The sequence below is a fragment of the Aquimarina spongiae genome (assembly GCF_900141785.1).
Taxonomy (GTDB): Bacteria; Bacteroidota; Bacteroidia; order Flavobacteriales; family Flavobacteriaceae; genus Aquimarina; species Aquimarina spongiae.
On sequence record NZ_FQYP01000004.1, the window covers coordinates 399,649 to 419,399 of the forward strand.

Sequence of the window (19,751 nt, forward strand, 5' to 3'; positions counted from 1 at the left end):
ACCTGTTTAAATTCTAGAAATGACACTATCTCAATTCATATCCAAAGTAAAAGAACAACCCCAACAATTATCCTTTGAGGATACCATGAACGTTATTGAAGAACACTACCATTTTACACCAAGTGCTTTCAAAAATGGAGAAGTAGCTAATAAAGAAGGAGAAAACTCGGGGTCCTGTAAATTATTGAGTTTTGCACAACTTCAACAATTAAGTAAAGAAGAAACTTTACATTGTTTTGGGCAATACTATACCGATGTACTAAAAACTCCTGAAGGCAATGACCATCAAAATATCCGTAATTTTATGAAAACAGGATGGGATGGGGTTTCTTTTGACCGAGATTCACTGGTTCAAAAATAAGGGATAGGATTTATAAAAACATCAACCAAACATAGTTACTAAAGAATTACGTTTCAATAATGTATTGGTGTAAGCGTTATTGATACTAAAGTAATCCTTAAAGCAATACATTATTGAAACGTAAATCGTTATTTACTATTGTAGGCGTTAGTCTGTTGGTTTTCTTGTTATGGCAATTACCCTATTTTGGAGTAATACAATACCCTTTTTTGCTATTAGGTACCTGGTTTCATGAAATGGGGCATGGTCTTACTGCTATGCTATTAGGAGGTAAATTTTATTATCTGGAGATTTACGAAAACGGAGGTGGAGTAGCTTATTCTAATGTAGAGAACAGCTATTTGAACTATGATCTGGCTAGAGCACTTACAGCTGCAGGAGGATTATTAGGACCAGCTATTTCGGGAGCGATTATGATTACTGCTGCAAAAAATCGAATAGCCTCCAAAGTTACTTTATGGGTATTATTACTAGTTATGGTATTATCCTTATGCATTTGGATTCATGACCTGCTGGCACTGGTCATTTTGAGCGTATTTGCCGCTATTTTGTTTTTTGTGGCTATACTAAGAATTCGAAATCTTGAAGCATTTACCCTATTGTTTTTGGGTACACAATGTGTGTTGAGCACCTATTTGCAAACGGGATATTTGTTTACCAAACAGTTTGAAAGAAGTGGAAAGATACACTATTCGGATACACAAATGATAGCTGCTCATCTATCAGGAACTTATTGGCTATGGGCGATAGGTATTCTTATAACAACCATTTTTTTACTCTATCGTAGTTATCGATACTATCTTCGTAAATAAAACTAGGCCATACAAGTGAATAACTTATACAGCCTAATTTTTATATGTTGATCAGGAGTAACGTCTATACGTGTTTTCCTTTTTCCCATCCGTGTTTACCAAGGTATTGTTCACCTGATTCTATAGCACCTTCTTCAACGGTGGTTCCCATAGAGTCGTTCCATCTATTCAAATACCCGAACAAAGAAATTACACCAAGCATTTCTACAATTTCACCTTCGTCCCAATACTTATATAATTCTTCTTTGATTTTGGCATCAACAGCATTAGGAATTACTGAGGCCGCCAAAGAAAAATCTAGTGCAGCACGTTCGGCATCGCTAAATGCGGGATGTGTCTTATATTCCCAAATGTTATCTAACTGTTCTTGTTCGGCACCATATCGCTCTGCGGCACGAATAGCATGAGCCTGGCAATATCTACACCCTGTAGCATTACTGCTTACCCAAGCAATCATACGTTTTAAAGCAGAGGTCACTCGGCCCTCATTTGCCATTACCGCTTTATTAAGATTAATAAATGCTTTTGAAATAGCGGGTCTTCTCTGCATAGTAAGCACAGAATTAGGGCAAAAACCAAGAGTTTCATTAAAAAATTCTGCTAGTTTTTTAGTTTCCAGGTCGTGTTCTGGAGATAATGGAGTTACTAATGGCATGTGTATATTTTTTTGAGTTTAATCTAAAATTTTAGAAAGGCAAAATACAAAACTAATACCCAAATACATGATGATGAAGATGTTTTTTGTACTTTGTATTTTTAATTGTTTGGAATAGATTACACCCATGAGATGGACACTAAAACCCACCCCTGATGCTTCGATTGTAAATGCTCTGGCAGAACGTCTTAATGTAGATGCCATAATTGCTACTTTACTGGTGCAAAGAGGGATAGAAACTTTTGATCAGGCAAAGAAATTTTTTAGACCATCTCTCGATGATTTACATGATCCTTTTTTGATGAAAGATATGGATCGTGCGGTAGATAGAATCGAATCCGCAATTCGCAATGAGGAGAATATTTTGGTGTATGGTGATTATGATGTAGACGGCACTACCTCGGTAGCCTTGATGTCATCTTATCTTTCCACTTTAACGCCCCAAGTGGCCACCTATATCCCCGATCGATATCAAGAAGGATATGGGGTTTCTTATCAGGGGATAGATTATGCACATGATAATGATATTTCATTAATTATAGCTCTGGATTGTGGGATAAAAGCCATTGAAAAAGTGGCCTATGCCAAGGAGAAAGGAATTGATTTTGTGATATGTGATCACCACCGACCAGGGGAACAAATACCAGACGCCATAGCAGTTTTGGATCCAAAACGTAGTGATTGTGAGTATCCGTATAAAGAGTTATGTGGTTGTGGTGTGGGGTTTAAGTTAATTCAAGGGTTAGCTTCAAGATACGATCAAACTATAGAGGACCTACTGCCTTATTTGGATTTGGTAGCTACAGCAATTGGAGCTGATATTGTCCCTATCACAGGAGAAAATAGAGCTCTGGCACATTTTGGACTAAAGGTAATCAATGCTCATCCCAGGACTGGATTTAAAGCGATGTTGTCTAAGGCAAACAAAACAACCCTAACCATTACTGACCTGGTATTTCTTGTTGCCCCCAGAATCAATGCTGCCGGGCGAATGAAACACGGTTTGCACGCAGTTAACCTGCTTACAGAGACAGATTTGCAGACTGCTTTACAATTTGCTTCAGAAATTGAATTGTATAATAGCGATCGTAAAGAGGCAGATAAGAAAATCACTGAGGAGGCTCTGCAACAGATCAAAGATAATCAGGAAGAAGAACGATATACCACGGTTGTTTATCAGGAAAACTGGCATAAAGGAGTTATTGGTATTGTTGCGTCCAGGCTCACAGAAACCTATTACCGACCAACATTAGTTTTCACCAAAAGTGGAGATAAATTGGCGGCCTCGGCACGATCGGTAAGAGGTTATGATGTATACGAAGCCTTAAACGCTTGCACGGATTATATCGAACAGTTTGGCGGCCATAAATATGCAGCCGGACTTACTTTGCTTGAAGAAAATTATGAGGCTTTCAAAAAGAAGTTTGAATCTGTTGTAGCATCTACTATTGATAAAAAATTATTAACTCCTGAAATCACTGTGGATATGCCGATCGAGCTCACTCAAATTACCCCAAAGTTTTATCGCATCCTAAAACAGTTTGCTCCCTTTGGTCCAGGTAATATGACTCCGGTGTTTATGACCGAAGGTGTAAAGGATACAGGGTACGGGAAGTGCGTAGGTGCAGATGACAAGCATCTAAAATGTGCCGTGCAAAAAAACAAAATTGCTGTAGGTGCTATAGGTTTTGGTTTGGGAGCGAAGCAAAACTTGATTACAGGAAATAATTCGTTTAAAGCCGCATATTCGATTGACGAAAATGAATGGAACGGGCAGGTCTCTTTACAATTAAAATTAAAAGATATAAATTAACTTATTTTTATTTAGATTGATTATAAATAATGTGTATTTTTGAATCAAAATAGATTCAGAATGAGCCCTATTGATAAAATATTCAGCAACGAAATTGGTATTTCCTTCTTCTGGAAGAAAGAAACGCAGACCAATACACCCAAAGTACAATTGATATTTAGAGATATTGGATTTTTATTAACGCTTAATGAGTTAAAAGACTTTTCGGATTCCTGCACCAATACCATTCAATCGCAATGTTGTAGTGAGTGTATGGATCCAGAACATTGTCGATCCTTATTATTAAGAACACCATCAGATAAAATTGATCTTGCGGTTAACCGACAAGAAATTCACCAGATTCAAGAATTGATCAACGGGACCATTTTTAAAATGGAACTAAAAAGTTGGATTAATGGATTAAGTTTTAATTAACCCATTATTTTTTCATAAAATCCAGGATTTTATAGGTGATTTCCTGTGCCTTGGTTTCCTGAATAAAATGTTTTTCGTCTACAAAATGAATATCTTCGGGCCTAACACCCAGAGCATTTGCCGCTCTGTTTTCTTGTGGAGGCCACTGTAGCATGGTATCGTGTATTCCCCAGATTACCGAAACAGGAACTTTTACATTTTCGAATACTTCACTATAATCCGGAAGGTCATTACACGTTTGACTAAAAAAGTAATACATCGCATCAGTTTTACCTTCTAGTAAAGGAGTTTTGTAACCCTCGACATCAACTGGGTTAAGAGTATTTTCTTTTAAACCTTCTTTAAACAACTTTTTTAATAGCGTATTGGTAGTAACCCCATTGCGATATGCCCACATGGCAGTTTTGGCAAATCCACCTGGTTTCATACGAACAGGAGGATAGAAACCTTCTTCATAGATAATCGTATTAAGTACAACTAACTTTTCGATTTTATCAGGGTCTTGCTTAATCAACTCCCAGGTCCACAAACCACCTGCATCATGCATAACATGTGTCCAGCTCTCGATACCCAAAGACTCCATAAGTTCCAGAATCCGTTTGGCGTGGTTTTCATTGTTATATATTTCAAAGCCTTCTGGAGAATCACTAGAACCATACCCCAACATATCCGGTACAATAACACGATATCCTTTTTTGGCCAATGGATCGATCATCTTGCGATATAACCAGCCTGATACAGGAACACCGTGAAGTAACAAAATAGCAGGCCCTTCACCTTTGTCGATATATTTAATCAAACCATCTTGAGTAGGGTATAATCGTTGTTCTGCTCTGAAATCCTCGTAGGTAATCTGATTTTTTCTAATTTTAGTAGTTTCATAGGGTTTGCAGGAAAATAGGAGCAATCCCATTAGGGTGAAAAGAAAAAACTTTCGCATAGCAATGATGATTTATGAGGTAGCAATTTACTTAAAATCATTTTGGTATGCCATAACTGATAAAATTTTAAAGTACGGATCTTTATTTTTGAATATAATCACCATTCAAAAAAGCATCAGGATACCGATTGTATAGTGATTTCTGCAGTATTAAATACAAAGTAATCACCGGAAACTTTACCTAATAATAGACACCCAATAGGGGAATTAGCAGCAATAGCAAAATATGCGGTATCATTTACTAGAAGTTGCCCGGCAGAAATGCTTATAAAATAATTCCCTTTTGATGTAGCTACCAAACTTCCTAAATGTGCAGGTTGAGAGGAGATAGCAATATCAATTTTGGCTAGTATTTCTTGTAACTTTTGTACTTCGGCAAGCTGTTTTCCAGCTTTTTCACGCTCTAGTTGTAACATGGCACGACCAGTTTCATGCTTATCCCCTGCAGTACTTTTTGTTTCCGAAGATAAGGATTCCTGGATATCGTTAATGGTATGCTGGATGCGTTCTAACCGTTGAGCTACATACTGCTTGCATTGGTTGAATAGCTCAAGTTTAATGTCCTCTGTATTCATTTTGTTGTGGCTTATCAAGTACTAAGGTACCATAATTACGCATTTGAATAAAGATCCATTCCGCTCTTTTTTGGGTGTAAGAAGACGGAGGGTTGGCAAGATATTTACGAGGATTGGGTAATATGGCAGCTATGGCAACGGCTTCTTCCCGGTTAAGATTAGCAGCGGTAGTATTATACCAAAACTTTGCTGCTGCTTCAGCACCATATATCCCGTTTCCCATCTCGATGCTGTTGAGATATATTTCAAGAATTCGCTCTTTGGTCCACAGCTTTTCGATGAGAAATGTAAAATAGACCTCAAAACCTTTACGCACCCAGCTTCGTTGAGGCCAAAGAAATACATTTTTTGCGGTTTGTTGTGAGATCGTGCTTGCACCACGCAATCGTTTGCCAGCCTTATGTTCGGCGAGTGCTTTTTCTATAGCTTCATGATCGAAACCGTTGTGCTCCATAAATCGTTGATCTTCGCTGCAAATCACTGCTAATTGTAGGGATTTTGAAATTTTGGATAGCGGTACCCATTGGTGTTGAATGGTGTGTTGTTTCTCGGATTGTAATTTACGTATACCCATTAGAGGGGTAGCCGGTACATCAATCCATTTGTAGGTCAGTACCCATAAAAAACTAATGACAATAAATGCAACCGTACTTTTTGCTATAAACCGAAAAAACTTTTTCATAACATCCATCAATTATTACAAAAGATCTGCTAATTCTGTGCCAACTTGAGTACCTATGGCAACTCCCATTCCTCCTAGGCGTACACCACAATAGACATGATCAGAGATGGGTTGAACAATAGCCTCTTTACGATTGCCCACACCCATTATGCCGCTCCAGCGATGCTCAATTTCAAAATTAGTATCTGGTAAAATCACCTCATGTAAAAGCTGTTCTAATTTGTTCTGTATTAATGGTGTTTGTTCTAATAGGGTTGTTTCTTCATTTTTAAAATCAAGATTTCTGCCTCCTCCCAATAGGATTCGGTTATCAATATTTCTGAAATAGTAATATCCCTTATCCAGATGGAAAGTGCCTTTGATATGTAAATTTTTGATTGGTTGGGTAATCAGTACCTGAGCTCTGGCAGGTTTCACCTTGGTAACGCCCAATTGTGAGGCAAAACCGTTGGTTGCAATAAGTGCTTTGTTAGTATAGAACGTAAAATGTTCGGTTTTTATTTCTACAGCAGTGTTAAGATCTTCAATTTGAGTTACTTGGCAAGCGCTTAAGATTTTGATATTTTGTTGATGCACTTTCTGTATCAAGGCATCCATCATCTTGCCAGTATCAATCTGACCTTCGAACTGATTTACAATATACTGCGAATGAATATTTCTGAAATGAAAGTGATTTTCGGAAAGGAAGAAGGTGTCTTTTTTGAAAACAGGATGTAACAACTGGTTAATTTCCTCTTTTCTAGACAAACATTCTTCAAACAATGCCATGTCTGTTTGGGTAAATAATTCGTACCCTTGGTTGGGTTGATAATCTATTGATCGATCTCCTAAAGTTTCTCGTAACAAACTTAGACCATGATATCTTTTTTGAACAAGTTGTAATAGCTCTGCTTCAGAGTGAGTGTTGAGGTCATCCAAGATTTCGGATAAGCTCCCAAAACAGGCAAAGCCTGCATTTTTCGTGCTAGCGCCGTTGGGCAGTATACCTCGTTCTAGAATTACAATTTTGGCATTAGGAAATTTTTCTCGTACCCTTAGTGCACAAGAAAGTCCTACGATTCCACTACCTATAATGGTGAAATCGATATTGGACAACCATGTTTTGTATTCCCAATAGCTTAGATTCATAAAAAAAGCCTCTATTAAGAGGCTTTGGATAATATTATTGTTGTTTTGGTTCTTTCATTTCAAAGTCCTCCATAAACTTTGTTGTATAATTACCAGCAACATAATCTGGATGATCCATAAGTTGCCTGTGAAAAGGAACCGTAGTTTTTATCCCTTCGATAATGAATTCATCTAATGCTCTTTTCATTTTATTGATTGCTTCTTCTCGTGTTTGAGCCGTTGTAATCAATTTGGCAATCATAGAGTCATAATTAGGAGGAATAATGTATCCACTATATACATGGGTATCTACTCGAACACCATGTCCTCCTGGAATATGTAAATTGGTAATTTTTCCTGGAGAAGGTCTAAAGTCCTTATAAGGATCTTCAGCATTAATTCTACATTCGATAGAGTGCAATTGCGGATAGTAGTTCTTTCCTGAAATTGGCACTCCTGCAGCAACTAATATTTGCTCACGGATCAAGTCATAATCTACAACTTGTTCTGTAATAGGGTGCTCTACCTGAATACGAGTATTCATTTCCATAAAGTAGAAGTTTCTGTGTTTGTCTACAAGAAATTCTACCGTTCCTGCCCCTTCGTATTTGATAAACTCGGCTGCTTTGATAGCCGCTTCTCCCATTCTGTCTCTCAATTCGTCGGTCATGAATGGAGAAGGAGTTTCTTCGGTAAGTTTTTGGTGTCTACGTTGTACTGAACAATCTCTTTCAGACAAATGACAAGCGCGTCCGTTACTATCACCTACTACCTGAATCTCGATATGTCTTGGCTCTTCGATAAGCTTTTCCATATACATATCATCGTTTCCAAAGGCAGCTTTACTTTCTTGTTTAGCAGACTCCCATGCGGCTTGAAGGTCTTCTTCTTTCCATATAGCACGCATTCCTTTTCCACCACCACCGGCACTTGCTTTTAGCATCACAGGATATCCTGTTTCTTTAGCTACTTTTACACAAGTTTCGAAGTCAGGAATAACGCCTTCACTTCCTGGTACACAAGGAACTCCTGCTTTGATCATGGTTGACTTTGCAGAAGCTTTATCTCCCATTTTGTCAATCATTTCTGCGCTGGCCCCAATAAATTTGATTTGGTGTTCTTCACAGATTTTAGAGAATTTGGCATTCTCTGATAAAAATCCATAACCAGGGTGTATTGCATCTGCATTTGTAATTTCTGCAGCAGCAATAATATTTGACATTTTTAAATATGATTCGGTACTGGGTGCAGGTCCAATACAAACGGCTTCGTCTGCAAATCGAACGTGTAAACTTTCGGCATCTGCTGTAGAATAAACCGCAACAGTTTTGATTCCCATTTCCTTACAGGTTCTGATTACCCTCATGGCAATCTCACCTCTATTTGCAATTAGAATTTTTTTAAACATAACTTCTTAAAAATTACAATTGTCCAAAAAACAAATTCCACGGTTATTCACCTGTTGGAATTTGGTATTTGAATTTTGGGATTACTTATGATGGGTCTACTAAGAAAAGAGGTTGATCAAACTCTACTGGAGAAGAATCATCAACAAGAACTTTTACTATAGTACCAGAAACTTCACTTTCGATTTCGTTGAAAAGCTTCATCGCTTCAATAATACAAAGTACATCTCCTTCTTTTACGCTATCTCCAACTTCTACAAAAGTAGGTTTGTCTGGAGCAGGTTTTCTGTATAAAGTTCCGATAATTGGAGATTTGATTGTAATATATTTTGAATCGTCTTCTGCAGGTTTTTCAGTTGCTGCAGGTGCTGCAGGAGCAACTGGTGTTGGAGCAGCTTGTACTGGTGCAGGTTGAGCAGGAACGGCGCTACCAACAGGAATCTGTTGAACAATTGTAGTTTCCTTGCTGTCGTCTGATGCAGTTTTGATGGTGATTTTAACGTCATCCATCTCTAATTTTACTTCGCTGGCCCCTGACTTGGCTACGAATTTAATCAAATTCTGAATTTCTTTTAAATCCATAATATTGGGTATTGTGTGTTTAGTTGTTTAGGAATTATAGGCCCATTTCAGATAAATAGAACCCCATGTAAAGCCTCCTCCGAAAGAGGCAAACACGATATTATCTCCTTTTTTGAGTTGTTTTTCATAATCATGCAACAATAATGGTAGGGTGGCCGAGGTGGTATTACCATATCGCTGTATATTCATAAGGACTTTATTTTGGTCAAGCCCCATTCGATTAGCAGTTGCATCAATAATTCGTTTATTAGCCTGGTGAGCAACTAGCCAATCTACGTCATCTCCTGTAAGATTGTTACGTTCCAAGATTTTGGTACTGGCATCAGCCATATTAGACACAGCATATTTAAATACTGTTTTACCGTCCTGTTGCACAAAATGCTGTTTGTTGGCTACGGTTTCTGCGGATGGAGGTAGGATAGAACCACCGGCTTCGATTTTTAGGAATTCTCGTCCAATACCATCGGTACGCAAGTACTCATCCTGAAATCCATATCCTTCTTCGTTAGGTTCGAAAAGAACAGCACCTCCACCATCACCAAAAATGATGCATGTAGCACGATCAGTATAGTCTATAATAGAAGACATCTTATCAGCACCGATAAGTAATATCTTTTTATATCTTCCTGATTCGATATAGCTTGCTGCGGTAGACATTCCATACAAAAAGCTGGAACAAGCTGCTTGTAAATCGTAAGAAAAAGCATTTACTGCTCCAATGGCAGAAGCTGTGAAGGCTGCAGTGGCAGCTACCGGAAGATCTGGTGTTGCGGTTGCAAAAATAACCATGTCGATCTCTTTAGGATCGAGATTCTTTTTGGCGATAAGATCCTCGGCTGCTTTAATGCCTAAGTAAGAGCTCCCTTTATCAGTATCTTTTAATAATCTACGTTCTTTAATACCTGTACGGGTGGTGATCCATTCATCGTTTGTGTCAACCATTGTTTCCAAAATCTGATTTGTTAACACATAATCTGGCACATACGCGCCTACAGCTGTGATAGCGGCTGTGATTTTACTCATATCTTGATTTTAGTTTCATCTGAGCAATTTTGCTTCAGATGGAATTCACCAATTGATGCTTTACACTTCTGTAAAGCAAGGGTTTACCTTAAAAAAATATTTAGTTCATCTCATGAATTATAGCACAAAAATGAGCTAAAAAGTCGTTGAAATTACTAAATTATATACAAATATGGCGCAAAATAATTGGATTTTGACACATATTCAACTAAAAACAAAAAAACTCTCACAAAAGTGAGAGCTTACTTTAAAATTTTAACAGTAGCTTTATGCTACTTCCTCTTCGGTATTATCGATTACTACCTGCCCGCGGTAATATAATTTACCTTCGAACCAGTGTGCTCTGTGATATAAATGTGCTTCACCAGTAGTAGGATCCGTAGCAATTTGTGGTACAGAAGCTTTATAATGCGTTCTTCTTTTATCTCTTCTAGTTTTCGATATTTTTCTCTTAGGATGTGCCATTGCTCAGCTATTATTTATCGTTTAATAAGTTTTTTAATTTATCCCAACGAGGATCTGTCTCCTCATTATCATTTGTTTCTTTATTTTTTTCCTTCGGACTTAGCTCTTCCAACTTTTCGAGTATGTCAGACTGTAAAGTACCATCTTCAACACCAGGGTGTACTCTTTTTGAAGGCACACCTAATACAATAAGTTCGTAAATATATTGCTGTACATTTACTTCATATTCTCCATGTGGAATAATAAGAAGCTCTTCATTTTCATCATTAAACTCCTGACCAAATTTAATTACCAAAAAGAAATCATCTTCTACAGGTAAATCAAAAGGTTCATTAGTGACATCGCAATTTACATTTACCGTACCACTAGCTTTAAACTCAAGTTCTAAAAGCGTTGCTTTTTTGTTAAACTCAAGATCAATAGTTATTGCCGCAGCATTAAACTCATCATACTCAAAATGTTCAAAGAACGTATTGTCAATCTCATACTTGAAGCGATGTAATCCTTGCTTCAATCCAACAAAAGGAATAGTATACTCTTTTAGTTGTATCATTCTATCACCAGTTTCAAGCGTCGCCAATTTAATTAAGGCGGGTGCAAAGATAACAAAAATTCGTTATGAAAGTATTTTTGTAAACAAAATTATATCAGAAAGTTAGTGAATTGATAGGTTGCTTACAAAAGCGCTTTACAATTGATACACTTCTTTGCTGTTTAAGCTTGTTGTTGATTGTTTTTGTTTTGTGGTTTACGGGGTTGTTTTTTTAGTGGATTCTTAGTCAAATCCTGATATTCGTTTCGATTCTTATAAATTTTTAAAGCGGCAAATACTGCTTCTTTAAAAGAGCTATTGTCGGCTTTGTTTTGTCCAGCTATCTCAAAAGCAGTGCCGTGATCTGGAGAGGTCCGTACCTTGTTCAATCCAGCCGTATAGTTTACGCCTTTGCCAAATGATAAGGTTTTGAAAGGAATCAATCCCTGATCGTGATAGGCGGCAACAATAGCATCAAAAGCTTTGTAATTATCCGAACCAAAAAAGCTGTCGGCCGCATAAGGGCCAAACACCAATTTACCAGAATCTATAATTTTTTGAATAGTTGGTTTTAAAACTTCTTCATCTTCTTTACCAATAACACCATTATCTCCACTGTGGGGATTAATACCCAGCACAGCAATTTTTGGTTTTGCTATGGCAAAATCTTGTTTTAGGGTGTGGTGTATCGTATTGATTTTTTGCTCGATAAGCTCTGGAGTTATGGTTTCTGCTACATCTTTTACGGCGACATGATCGGTTAGCAAACCAACTTTTAGATCATCTGTAATCATAAACATCAAACTGTTACCTTGTAATTCCTGATCCAGATAATCGGTATGACCAGGAAATTTGAATTCGTCGGATTGGATGCTACTCTTGTTAATAGGAGCGGTGACCAATACATCGATTTCATCATTTTTTAAGGCTTGGGTTGCCGCTTTTAAAGATTTGATGGCATAACTTCCTACTTTTTCATCTTCTTCGCCAAATTTAATGTCCAACGGCTCTTTCCATACATTAAGGACATTGATTTTTCCATCTAAGATTTGAGAAGTTTTATCGATACCGTGAAGATTGATATTGGTTTGGTACTTTTTCTTAAGAAAAGAAAGAATCTTTACCGACGCGAAAATTACAGGAGTGCAAAAATCCAGCATTCGAGTATCCTGAAAAGTTTTCAGAACCACTTCGCTTCCTATACCATTTAAATCACCTATAGAAATTCCTAATCTTATTTTTTTTTCTTTCTTCATTATATAAAGTACTTAATCTGTATTTTTGAAGTCCAAAATCAAACCTCAAATAGTAAGGTCACAAATTTAATTAAATAATTCGCATTTATGTTTACTGGGATCATTGAAGAATTAGGAACGATTACTTCCTTGAAGAGCGATCAGGAAAATCTGGATATTACTGTACAATCCAACTTTACATCAGAGTTAAAAATCGATCAAAGCGTGGCGCACAATGGAGTTTGTCTTACCGTAGTTGCAATTGATGGAGATCGCTATACCGTTACCGCGATTAAAGAAACTCTGGATAAGACTAATTTGAATGATCTAAAAGAAGGGGCTATTGTAAATCTGGAAAGAGGAATGAAGCTAGATGATCGATTGGATGGACATATCGTGCAAGGGCATGTTGATCAGACCGCAGTTTGCAAATCAGTAACTGAAGCTGATGGGAGCTGGTATTTTACTTTTGAATATGATCCGAGCCTAAATAATATCACAATAGAAAAAGGATCTATTACGGTAAATGGAGTAAGTCTCACGGTGGTGAACTCTCAAAAAAGCGAGTTTAGTGTAGCGATTATTCCTTATACTTATGAGCATACCAACTTTAATACGTTTACTGAAGGTACGGTGGTCAACCTGGAGTTTGATGTGATCGGAAAATATGTAAAACGCATTACCGAATTGCAATAGGATTATTGACGTTCGTACTTTGAGTAAAACCATAGTTTGGGAGAAAGATTAGGGTCGTCACCCGAATAATAGCCCCATCCAATAATCTCGTAATATTCTTGAGATACAGTTTCTTTGAAGTATTCGATTTTTTGAGGATTTTGTTCGTTACGTTGCCAAATAATGGTGTTTTTCCCTTCGGTGCTACCACTATGAATTACAGTCTCGTCTGGTTTTCTAACTACGCACCATAACTTTCCGTCCTGAATCTTATTCACTCCATGGCTTACGATTTTTTTGCCAGTATCTGGGTAGTAATCGGTAATGGTTACTTTTTGAAAATATGGAGTGTCTGATTGATATACCTGCAAAACATCAATACTATTTACTTGGGTTAATCCTTCTTTTTGAAGGCTGGCTTTGCTGATGTTTTTTAAGTCTATTTTGTCTTTAGGTACTTGTTGTTGGTCCTCAAAAATCAGGAACTCACCTTTCCAGGTACCGTCAAGGATTTTATAGACATTTTGATGCTCTTGGTCCGCAGCTGTGACTTTTGGTTGAATTTCAATATTATCAATAGGAACTTTGTTCTGGCAACTACTGTTTATCCAGAACAAGACAAATACATATATGTGCCATTGTTTTATCATATCAATGTCATATACGGTATTTTGGTTTTAAAATTAGAAGTGTAGTGTACTGGGGTAGGCAGAAGTAGAAAAGATGTTACATCAATTCTACTTCATTAAATTTAAATAGTGACACTTTGTCCCTTCCGATCTTTAGGAGTACACCTCCCAGATCACTTAAATTTGAGCAGGATTGAAAATCCAATACTTTACCAAAATACTGGCTTTTTGTATCAATTACTTTATACTGCATAGCTTACAATTTGATTCGTATTTCCCAATTTTTTTATTCTAGTTGTTCTTTCCCCAAAAAACATACCAGATAATATCAAATTCGTGGGGTAAATGTAATAGGCAATGTTGGGAATCAAAAAAAAACTTATTAGGTTTTATTAACAACATTTCAAGGATTTTGAGTGTAAGTGTTTGTTTTACAGTGTTTTTAGAGTTTAAAATGAGAATATAATGCAAAATTAGTTTTTGGAATTATTCCAAATTTTGTATCTTTGTTTTGGAATTATTCCAATTATCTCTAGGTAGACCTCATTTATAATTTTAAGAGATTTTCACCTTTTATTAAGTTCTTTTTTGGATCTGATGGCATGCGATTTGCAAAATCAATAGTAACCAAATCGTATGACTATGATAATAGAAGTACCTAATGAAAATGATTTTAGGCTATGAGTGGTATTAATTATGAAATACAAAACAGAAAATTGCAATCGTATAAACATACGTTTGACTATAACTTTTGTAAGCGAAAGTATAACGAGTATGCTTCTATGGACTTAAAGAAGTTTCAGAAGTGTTTGATGGATCCCAAGAAATTGGGTGAGATTGGTCATTTGTGTTCTTTTATTCTTTGGGTCAAAAACAAAGAAAAGCATGAGTACCGAGATACCCTTGGGGATTATGGATTAATCCATTTATTGTTTCACTGCTTGGAGAGTGAACATCACGCCAAAATCCATGGTGAATATATCCATATGTTGTTTAAAGAGGATATCAAATTAGTGTAATTGATAGATTATAAATGATATGGAAGCTGTTTCTTTTAGGGAACGGCTTTTTTTGTTTAGAGAAGTATTGTTTTTCAAAAAATATAGACAGTATCAAAAAATGAAACTGATAGGTTTTATCTTCACAGAATAAAAACCCCATGGCAGAGATTTGTTATAAGCTATCGTCAGTAGGGGAATGAATTAACTGACATGGGATTTAATAATGGAACTATTAGTTCTTTAGATTTACAATGAAATGATAAAAAAGTTAAGAAAATAATGCTGAAATCGAAAAGAATAGAATCTATCGATATTCTAAGGGGTATTGTCATGATTATTATGTGTTTGGATCACACTAGAGATTTTTTTCAGGATTTGCAGGTGGCTGGGTCTCCTATGAATCTTAAAACTACAACTCCAACATTGTTTTTTACGAGATATATTACTCATTTTTGCGCTCCGGTTTTTGTCTTTCTCTCCGGTCTTTCTGTGTATTTACAGTCGATGAAGAAAACAAAGAATGAATTGACAAAATTTCTTATTACTAGAGGTATATGGTTAATTTTTCTAGAAGTTGTACTTAATAATTTTTTATGGGGTTTCGATATACGTTACTTTTTTATAAGTTTTCAGGTTATATGGGCAATTGGCGTATCAATGATTGTTCTTGCAGGCATAATACATTTGAAAAAACACATAGTATTGGCTTTGGGAATTGCTATTGTGGTAGGGCATAACTTAATAGACGTTTTCATTGTTGATAAGAAAATGTTTGAATATAGTGAACATATAACCTGGGATTTCTTCTGGTATCTGTTTTATCAAAGAGGAGTAATGCAAATTAATGAATATCATTATGTCAGATCAAGTTATCCAATGCTTCCGTGGCTTGGAATCATGATTTTAGGCTATTGTTTAGGACGTCTATATGCAAAAACAATTGGTTCAAAGGCAAGATTTAAGTATCTCTTATCCGCAGGTTCTTTAATGCTATTACTTTTTGCGTTGTTAAGAACATTTAATTTGTACGGAGATCCTCAATGGAGTTTTGATGTTCAAGGTTCTTTTTTTGAATCGCTGGTCTCATTTCTTAGGATAACAAAATACCCACCTTCTTTCCATTTTACTTTGATCACCCTAGGGGTTTGTCTAATTGCTCTAGCGCTATTGGAAAAAGTGAAAAATCAGGTCACAAATTTTCTGCTTGTTTTTGGCCGAGTTCCACTATTCTTTTACTTTTTACATGTTGCAGTTATTCACCTTTCTAGTATGCTTCTCAAACCTTTTTATGGAGATACTATGTATTCTGCTATTAATAATTATGAAAATTATATAAATAGGGAGCATCGATATCTTGGCACGGATTTGCTTGGAGTATACATTGCCTGGATTTTAATAATTGCTGTACTGTATTATCCTTGCTTAAAATATATGTACTATAAGATGAATAATAAAGAAAAGAAATGGCTAAGTTATTTATAAGAATTAATGATCTTAATTATCTTTATGTTCCTTATAAGTGATGTGTTTTCTTCATTTGAAAGTGTTGTTAAGGAGATTAAAATGATCAACTCCTCGTCCAAGATTTGCTTCACTATAATGCATAAAAAAACCCTAGCTTTTGCTAAGGTTTTGTTATAAAGTGGTCCCACTTGGGCTCGAACCAAGGACCCCCTGATTATGAGTCAGGTGCTCTAACCAGCTGAGCTATGGGACCTAAAACGGACGGCAAATTTAAGGATTTGACCAATACACGCCAAACATTTTTTATTTTAATTTATATCCTGACAAAGCTCTATCAAAACCCCATTGGTGCTTTTGGGATGCAGAAAAGCAACTAGCTTGTTGTCTGCCCCACGTTTAGGAACTTTGTTAATGATCTGAAACCCTTCTTTTTCCAGTCTTTCTAACTCTTTTTCAATATCATCAACATCAAAAGCAATATGATGAATACCTTCTCCTTTTTTGGAGATAAATTTTCCTATAGGGCCATCTTCATCGGTGCTTGCTAGTAGTTCAATTTTACTTTCTCCAACCTTAAAAAAAGAAGTGATTACCGCTTCACTTTCTACTGCTTCCTGCTTATAAGGAGCTACACCCAATAGTTGCTCATACAACGCATTGGCTTTGTCAATATCCTTTACGGCAATACCTAAATGTTCTATTTTATTAATGTGATTCATGATATACTTTTATCTCTATTCGGTAAAAGTACAATTAATATGTATTTTTGCACCTATGGAAACAAACAGACAGAAAAAAATTGCTGGAGTATTGCAACGCGATGTAGCCGATGTAATACAACAAGCGTTACGTGATGCTGGGGTGAAGGGGATTTTGGTTTCCGTGACCAAGGTAAGTGTTACTACAGATCTTTCTATCGCAAAAGTATATATGAGTATCTTTCCTCATGAAGAGGGAGAAAATGTGCTGAAGGAAGTAAATGCTGTAAAATCACAAATCAAACATCAGGTGGCATTGCGTACCAAAAATCAACTACGACGTATGCCAGAGATGTACTTTTTTATTGATGATTCTCTAGAATATATTTCTAATATAGAAAAAGCGGTAAAGGGAGAAGAAAATCCTATTCATAATCCAGATTTATTGGAAAGGCGTAAAAAGAAGTGAATTTTTCGTACTACATCGCCAAGCGATATCTATTCTCCCCTGGTAGCAGCAATGCGATCAATATTATCACAATTATTGCAGCCACAGGGGTGGTTATAGGAGCGATGGCCTTGTTTTTGGTATTGTCAGGTTTTGCCGGGCTCAAAGATTTTAGCCTTCAGTTTTCGTCATATTTTGATCCCGATCTTAAGATTTTCCCAGCCAGTGGAAAAACATTCACTTTTGATGCTACCCAAAAAGAAAAATTAAAAGGTCTTGAGGAGGTCGCTTATTTTTCTGAAATAGTAGAAGAGCGGGTTTTTTTAGAATTTAGAGATAAGCAGAAAGCAGCCTTTATAAAAGGAGTAGACCAAAATTACAGTAATGTGATCCAAACCGACAGTATTATTGTGTATGGAGAATGGTTGACGAACAACGACTTTCAGGTGGTCGCGGGTAACGGTATTAGCCGTGAATTAAGTATGACCGTCGAGCCAACCTATACCAATTTGTTGAGTATCTATGCTCCCAAACCTGGTAAAGGAATCCCCAATGATCCTTCCAAAGCATTTCGAGTAGAAAAGGTGGTAAATGTTGGGATTTATAGTGTAAATGAAGAGCTGGATAAAAAATACATTTTTGCAACTACAGGTCTTGCCAGAGCTTTGTTAGATCTTCCAAAAGATAAAGTTACGCATATAGAACTAAAACTAGCTACAGGAGCAGACGAGGCGTCACTTAGAGAAAAACTTTCTTCGATTTTTGGTCATGATGCGATTGTAAAAAACAGGGTGCAACTCAATGATACCCTGTATAAGATGTTGAACACAGAGAATCTGGTCTCTTATTTGGTGATTACTCTTATTGCCATCATCGCCTTATTTAATGTTGCAGGGGCTATTATTATGATGATTATTGACAAAAAAGGGAATGCCAAAACGCTTTACAACATTGGGGCTACGGTGCCTATGATTCGAAAAATATTTTTATTTCAGGGATCGTTAATGACCGTACTTGGGGCGATCTTAGGATTGCTTCTAGGTTACATCCTTATTGTATTGCAACAGCAATTTGGCTTGTTGATGATTACGCCATCTTTGGCCTATCCAACCAAGATTACCGTAATGAGTTTTGTGGTAGTATTTCTTACCATAACCGTAATAGGGTTTATTGCCTCATTGCTAGCATCTAGTAGAATTAACTATGAGTTGGTGAGTTAATCTCTATACAAACTGATATCCTGCAAATTTTTCCAAGACTTCGTCAAAAGCAGCAAAAACATCATCAGGATGATCACTGGTTACCATTTTAGTTCGATATTCTTTGAAGTGTGGAATACCCTTGAAGTAATTGGTGTAGTGTCTTCGTGTTTCAAAAACGCCTAATTTTTCTCCTTTCCAATCGATAGACATTTGTAAGTGTCTACGTGCTGCTGCAACTCGCTCTTCAATGGTAGGTGGAGCTAGATGTTCTCCAGTTCTAAAAAAGTGCTTTACTTCTTTAAAAAACCAGGGGTATCCAATGCTGGCCCTACCGATCATGGCACCATCCAAACCGTATTGGTCTCTCATTTCTACGGCACGTTCTGGTGAGTCGACGTCCCCATTTCCAAACACGGGAATATGCATTCTGGGATTGTTTTTTACCTCGGCAATGGGTTTCCAGTCGGCATTACCTTTATACATTTGGGCACGGGTACGACCGTGTATTGAAATGGCTTTACAACCCACATCTTGTAAACGTTCTGCTACTTCTACTATTCGAATAGAATCGTGATCCCAACCTAATCTTGTTTTTACCGTTACAGGTAATTTGGTGTGCTCTACCATAGCCTTGGTAAGCGATACCATAAGATCTATGTCTTTTAAGATTCCTGCTCCAGCGCCTTTGCTCACTACTTTTTTTACAGGGCAACCAAAATTGATATCGATAATATCAGGTCCAGAAGCTTCTACGATCTCTACAGATTTAAGCATTGAATCCAGGTTGGCACCAAAGATTTGAATCCCAACAGGTCGTTCTTTTTCGTAGATATCTAATTTCATGACACTCTTTGCAGCATCCCGAATGAGCCCTTCGCTCGAAATAAATTCGGTATATACCACATCAGCCCCTTGTTCTTTACACAAAGCACGAAATGGAGGATCGCTCACGTCTTCCATCGGCGCTAATAACAAAGGAAATTCTCCTACATCTATGTCTCCAATCTTAGCCACGGCAACTATTAATTTTTG

Annotated in this window: 24 protein-coding genes and 1 tRNA gene; 9 read left to right on the forward strand and 16 right to left on the reverse strand. The window is 36.8% G+C overall.

Features of this window, described 5'->3' with window-relative positions:
* Positions 1-19 precede the first annotated feature (19 nt).
* Complete coding sequence (locus BUE24_RS11405; protein WP_073316140.1) at positions 20-361, forward strand: HopJ type III effector protein; 342 nt, start codon at positions 20-22, stop codon at positions 359-361.
* A 113-nt stretch (positions 362-474) separates the two neighbouring features.
* On the forward strand, positions 475-1,173 hold the full coding sequence (locus BUE24_RS11410; protein WP_073316141.1) for a M50 family metallopeptidase: 699 nt from the start codon (positions 475-477) through the stop codon (positions 1,171-1,173).
* Positions 1,174-1,237: 64 nt separating this feature from the next.
* Here the strand turns inward: BUE24_RS11410 and BUE24_RS11415 are convergent, their stop codons facing one another.
* Positions 1,238-1,828, reverse strand: coding sequence for a carboxymuconolactone decarboxylase family protein (locus BUE24_RS11415; protein ID WP_073316142.1), 591 nt, complete (start codon positions 1,826-1,828; stop codon positions 1,238-1,240).
* Positions 1,829-1,955: 127 nt separating this feature from the next.
* Here BUE24_RS11415 and recJ point away from each other — a divergent pair, with 127 nt between their 5' ends.
* Complete coding sequence (gene recJ, locus BUE24_RS11420) at positions 1,956-3,641, forward strand: single-stranded-DNA-specific exonuclease RecJ (protein ID WP_073316143.1); 1,686 nt, start codon at positions 1,956-1,958, stop codon at positions 3,639-3,641.
* Between the two features lie 60 nt (positions 3,642-3,701).
* Positions 3,702-4,055, forward strand: coding sequence for a hypothetical protein (locus tag BUE24_RS11425; RefSeq protein ID WP_073316144.1), 354 nt, complete (start codon positions 3,702-3,704; stop codon positions 4,053-4,055).
* A gap of 4 nt (positions 4,056-4,059) precedes the next feature.
* On the opposite strand, the gene BUE24_RS11430 is transcribed toward BUE24_RS11425, so the two are convergent.
* The 10 genes from BUE24_RS11430 to pdxA all read right to left on the reverse strand — a co-directional run bounded on the left by BUE24_RS11430 (position 4,060) and on the right by pdxA (position 12,623).
* Complete coding sequence (locus tag BUE24_RS11430; RefSeq protein ID WP_073316145.1) at positions 4,060-4,995, reverse strand: alpha/beta fold hydrolase; 936 nt, start codon at positions 4,993-4,995, stop codon at positions 4,060-4,062.
* Between the two features lie 116 nt (positions 4,996-5,111).
* Entirely contained in the window at positions 5,112-5,570 is a 459-nt protein-coding gene (locus BUE24_RS11435; RefSeq protein ID WP_073316146.1) for a 3-oxoacyl-ACP synthase, read from the reverse strand.
* Positions 5,551-6,252, reverse strand: a complete 702-nt coding sequence (gene mtgA / locus BUE24_RS11440; RefSeq protein ID WP_073316213.1) for a monofunctional biosynthetic peptidoglycan transglycosylase — start codon at positions 6,250-6,252, stop codon at positions 5,551-5,553. Before mtgA ends, BUE24_RS11435 begins: the two co-directional genes overlap by 20 nt.
* Positions 6,253-6,267: 15 nt before the next feature.
* Entirely contained in the window at positions 6,268-7,380 is a 1,113-nt protein-coding gene (locus BUE24_RS11445) for an NAD(P)/FAD-dependent oxidoreductase (RefSeq protein ID WP_073316147.1), read from the reverse strand.
* Positions 7,381-7,414: 34 nt separating this feature from the next.
* Positions 7,415-8,767 carry an acetyl-CoA carboxylase biotin carboxylase subunit gene (gene accC, locus BUE24_RS11450; protein WP_073316148.1) on the reverse strand — a complete coding sequence of 451 codons (1,353 nt, stop codon included), beginning with the start codon at positions 8,765-8,767 and terminating at the stop codon, positions 7,415-7,417.
* Positions 8,768-8,852: 85 nt separating this feature from the next.
* Complete coding sequence (gene accB / locus BUE24_RS11455) at positions 8,853-9,347, reverse strand: acetyl-CoA carboxylase biotin carboxyl carrier protein (protein ID WP_073316149.1); 495 nt, start codon at positions 9,345-9,347, stop codon at positions 8,853-8,855.
* 27 nt (positions 9,348-9,374) lie between these two features.
* Positions 9,375-10,370, reverse strand: coding sequence for a beta-ketoacyl-ACP synthase III (locus BUE24_RS11460; protein WP_073316150.1), 996 nt, complete (start codon positions 10,368-10,370; stop codon positions 9,375-9,377).
* A 267-nt stretch (positions 10,371-10,637) separates the two neighbouring features.
* A complete protein-coding gene (rpmF, locus tag BUE24_RS11465; RefSeq protein WP_073316151.1) occupies positions 10,638-10,835 on the reverse strand; it encodes a 50S ribosomal protein L32 in 198 nt (65 codons plus the stop codon).
* 10 nt (positions 10,836-10,845) lie between these two features.
* Positions 10,846-11,388: a YceD family protein gene (locus tag BUE24_RS11470; RefSeq protein WP_073316152.1), complete on the reverse strand. Its 543-nt coding sequence runs from the start codon at positions 11,386-11,388 to the stop codon at positions 10,846-10,848.
* A 161-nt stretch (positions 11,389-11,549) separates the two neighbouring features.
* Positions 11,550-12,623 carry a 4-hydroxythreonine-4-phosphate dehydrogenase PdxA gene (gene pdxA / locus BUE24_RS11475; protein ID WP_073316153.1) on the reverse strand — a complete coding sequence of 358 codons (1,074 nt, stop codon included), beginning with the start codon at positions 12,621-12,623 and terminating at the stop codon, positions 11,550-11,552.
* An 87-nt stretch (positions 12,624-12,710) separates the two neighbouring features.
* Here pdxA and BUE24_RS11480 point away from each other — a divergent pair, with 87 nt between their 5' ends.
* Entirely contained in the window at positions 12,711-13,298 is a 588-nt protein-coding gene (locus tag BUE24_RS11480; RefSeq protein WP_073316154.1) for a riboflavin synthase, read from the forward strand.
* A gap of 2 nt (positions 13,299-13,300) precedes the next feature.
* Here BUE24_RS11480 and BUE24_RS11485 read toward each other — a convergent pair whose 3' ends face one another.
* Together BUE24_RS11485 and BUE24_RS23950 are read right to left on the reverse strand one after the other, a co-directional pair.
* Positions 13,301-13,927 carry a hypothetical protein gene (locus BUE24_RS11485; RefSeq protein ID WP_073316155.1) on the reverse strand — a complete coding sequence of 209 codons (627 nt, stop codon included), beginning with the start codon at positions 13,925-13,927 and terminating at the stop codon, positions 13,301-13,303.
* 76 nt (positions 13,928-14,003) lie between these two features.
* Positions 14,004-14,159, reverse strand: coding sequence for a hypothetical protein (locus tag BUE24_RS23950; protein ID WP_170864594.1), 156 nt, complete (start codon positions 14,157-14,159; stop codon positions 14,004-14,006).
* Between the two features lie 427 nt (positions 14,160-14,586).
* On the opposite strand from BUE24_RS23950, the gene BUE24_RS11490 reads away from it, so the two are divergent.
* Together BUE24_RS11490 and BUE24_RS11495 are read left to right on the forward strand one after the other, a co-directional pair.
* Positions 14,587-14,925, forward strand: a complete 339-nt coding sequence (locus BUE24_RS11490; protein ID WP_073316156.1) for a hypothetical protein — start codon at positions 14,587-14,589, stop codon at positions 14,923-14,925.
* A gap of 261 nt (positions 14,926-15,186) precedes the next feature.
* Positions 15,187-16,389 (forward strand): acetyltransferase domain-containing protein, encoded by a 1,203-nt coding sequence (locus BUE24_RS11495; protein WP_073316157.1) that lies wholly within the window; start codon positions 15,187-15,189, stop codon positions 16,387-16,389.
* 161 nt (positions 16,390-16,550) lie between these two features.
* Here BUE24_RS11495 and BUE24_RS11500 read toward each other — a convergent pair.
* Together BUE24_RS11500 and mce are read right to left on the reverse strand one after the other, a co-directional pair.
* Positions 16,551-16,624, reverse strand: a tRNA-Ile gene (locus BUE24_RS11500).
* Positions 16,625-16,679: 55 nt separating this feature from the next.
* Positions 16,680-17,090, reverse strand: a complete 411-nt coding sequence (mce, locus tag BUE24_RS11505; protein ID WP_073316158.1) for a methylmalonyl-CoA epimerase — start codon at positions 17,088-17,090, stop codon at positions 16,680-16,682.
* Between the two features lie 55 nt (positions 17,091-17,145).
* Between mce and rbfA the strand changes: the two genes are divergently transcribed.
* Both rbfA and BUE24_RS11515 read left to right on the forward strand, forming a co-directional pair.
* A complete protein-coding gene (gene rbfA / locus BUE24_RS11510) occupies positions 17,146-17,538 on the forward strand; it encodes a 30S ribosome-binding factor RbfA (protein WP_073316214.1) in 393 nt (130 codons plus the stop codon).
* Positions 17,535-18,737, forward strand: a complete 1,203-nt coding sequence (locus tag BUE24_RS11515) for an ABC transporter permease (RefSeq protein ID WP_073316159.1) — start codon at positions 17,535-17,537, stop codon at positions 18,735-18,737. The genes rbfA and BUE24_RS11515 overlap by 4 nt, the downstream gene beginning before the upstream one ends.
* 3 nt (positions 18,738-18,740) lie before the next feature.
* Here BUE24_RS11515 and dusB read toward each other — a convergent pair whose 3' ends face one another.
* The gene (dusB, locus tag BUE24_RS11520) at positions 18,741-19,733 is read right to left on the reverse strand and encodes a tRNA dihydrouridine synthase DusB (protein ID WP_073316160.1); all 993 of its coding nucleotides are present in this window, start codon (positions 19,731-19,733) and stop codon (positions 18,741-18,743) included.
* Positions 19,734-19,751 lie beyond the last annotated feature (18 nt).

Coding starts and splice junctions, on each gene's coding strand:
- pdxA (WP_073316153.1), bottom strand. CDS start 12,623: ATGAAGAAAGAAAAAAAAATAAGATTAGGAATTTCTATAGGTGATTTA.
- BUE24_RS11480 (WP_073316154.1), top strand. CDS start 12,711: ATGTTTACTGGGATCATTGAAGAATTAGGAACGATTACTTCCTTGAAG.
- mtgA (WP_073316213.1), bottom strand. CDS start 6,252: ATGAAAAAGTTTTTTCGGTTTATAGCAAAAAGTACGGTTGCATTTATT.
- BUE24_RS11435 (WP_073316146.1), bottom strand. CDS start 5,570: ATGAATACAGAGGACATTAAACTTGAGCTATTCAACCAATGCAAGCAG.
- BUE24_RS11445 (WP_073316147.1), bottom strand. CDS start 7,380: ATGAATCTAAGCTATTGGGAATACAAAACATGGTTGTCCAATATCGAT.
- mce (WP_073316158.1), bottom strand. CDS start 17,090: ATGAATCACATTAATAAAATAGAACATTTAGGTATTGCCGTAAAGGAT.
- BUE24_RS11425 (WP_073316144.1), top strand. CDS start 3,702: ATGAGCCCTATTGATAAAATATTCAGCAACGAAATTGGTATTTCCTTC.
- BUE24_RS23950 (WP_170864594.1), bottom strand. CDS start 14,159: ATGCAGTATAAAGTAATTGATACAAAAAGCCAGTATTTTGGTAAAGTA.
- BUE24_RS11470 (WP_073316152.1), bottom strand. CDS start 11,388: ATGATACAACTAAAAGAGTATACTATTCCTTTTGTTGGATTGAAGCAA.
- accC (WP_073316148.1), bottom strand. CDS start 8,767: ATGTTTAAAAAAATTCTAATTGCAAATAGAGGTGAGATTGCCATGAGG.
- BUE24_RS11405 (WP_073316140.1), top strand. CDS start 20: ATGACACTATCTCAATTCATATCCAAAGTAAAAGAACAACCCCAACAA.
- BUE24_RS11485 (WP_073316155.1), bottom strand. CDS start 13,927: ATGATAAAACAATGGCACATATATGTATTTGTCTTGTTCTGGATAAAC.
- recJ (WP_073316143.1), top strand. CDS start 1,956: ATGAGATGGACACTAAAACCCACCCCTGATGCTTCGATTGTAAATGCT.
- accB (WP_073316149.1), bottom strand. CDS start 9,347: ATGGATTTAAAAGAAATTCAGAATTTGATTAAATTCGTAGCCAAGTCA.
- BUE24_RS11430 (WP_073316145.1), bottom strand. CDS start 4,995: ATGCGAAAGTTTTTTCTTTTCACCCTAATGGGATTGCTCCTATTTTCC.
- BUE24_RS11415 (WP_073316142.1), bottom strand. CDS start 1,828: ATGCCATTAGTAACTCCATTATCTCCAGAACACGACCTGGAAACTAAA.
- BUE24_RS11490 (WP_073316156.1), top strand. CDS start 14,587: ATGAGTGGTATTAATTATGAAATACAAAACAGAAAATTGCAATCGTAT.
- BUE24_RS11460 (WP_073316150.1), bottom strand. CDS start 10,370: ATGAGTAAAATCACAGCCGCTATCACAGCTGTAGGCGCGTATGTGCCA.
- BUE24_RS11495 (WP_073316157.1), top strand. CDS start 15,187: ATGCTGAAATCGAAAAGAATAGAATCTATCGATATTCTAAGGGGTATT.
- rpmF (WP_073316151.1), bottom strand. CDS start 10,835: ATGGCACATCCTAAGAGAAAAATATCGAAAACTAGAAGAGATAAAAGA.
- rbfA (WP_073316214.1), top strand. CDS start 17,146: ATGGAAACAAACAGACAGAAAAAAATTGCTGGAGTATTGCAACGCGAT.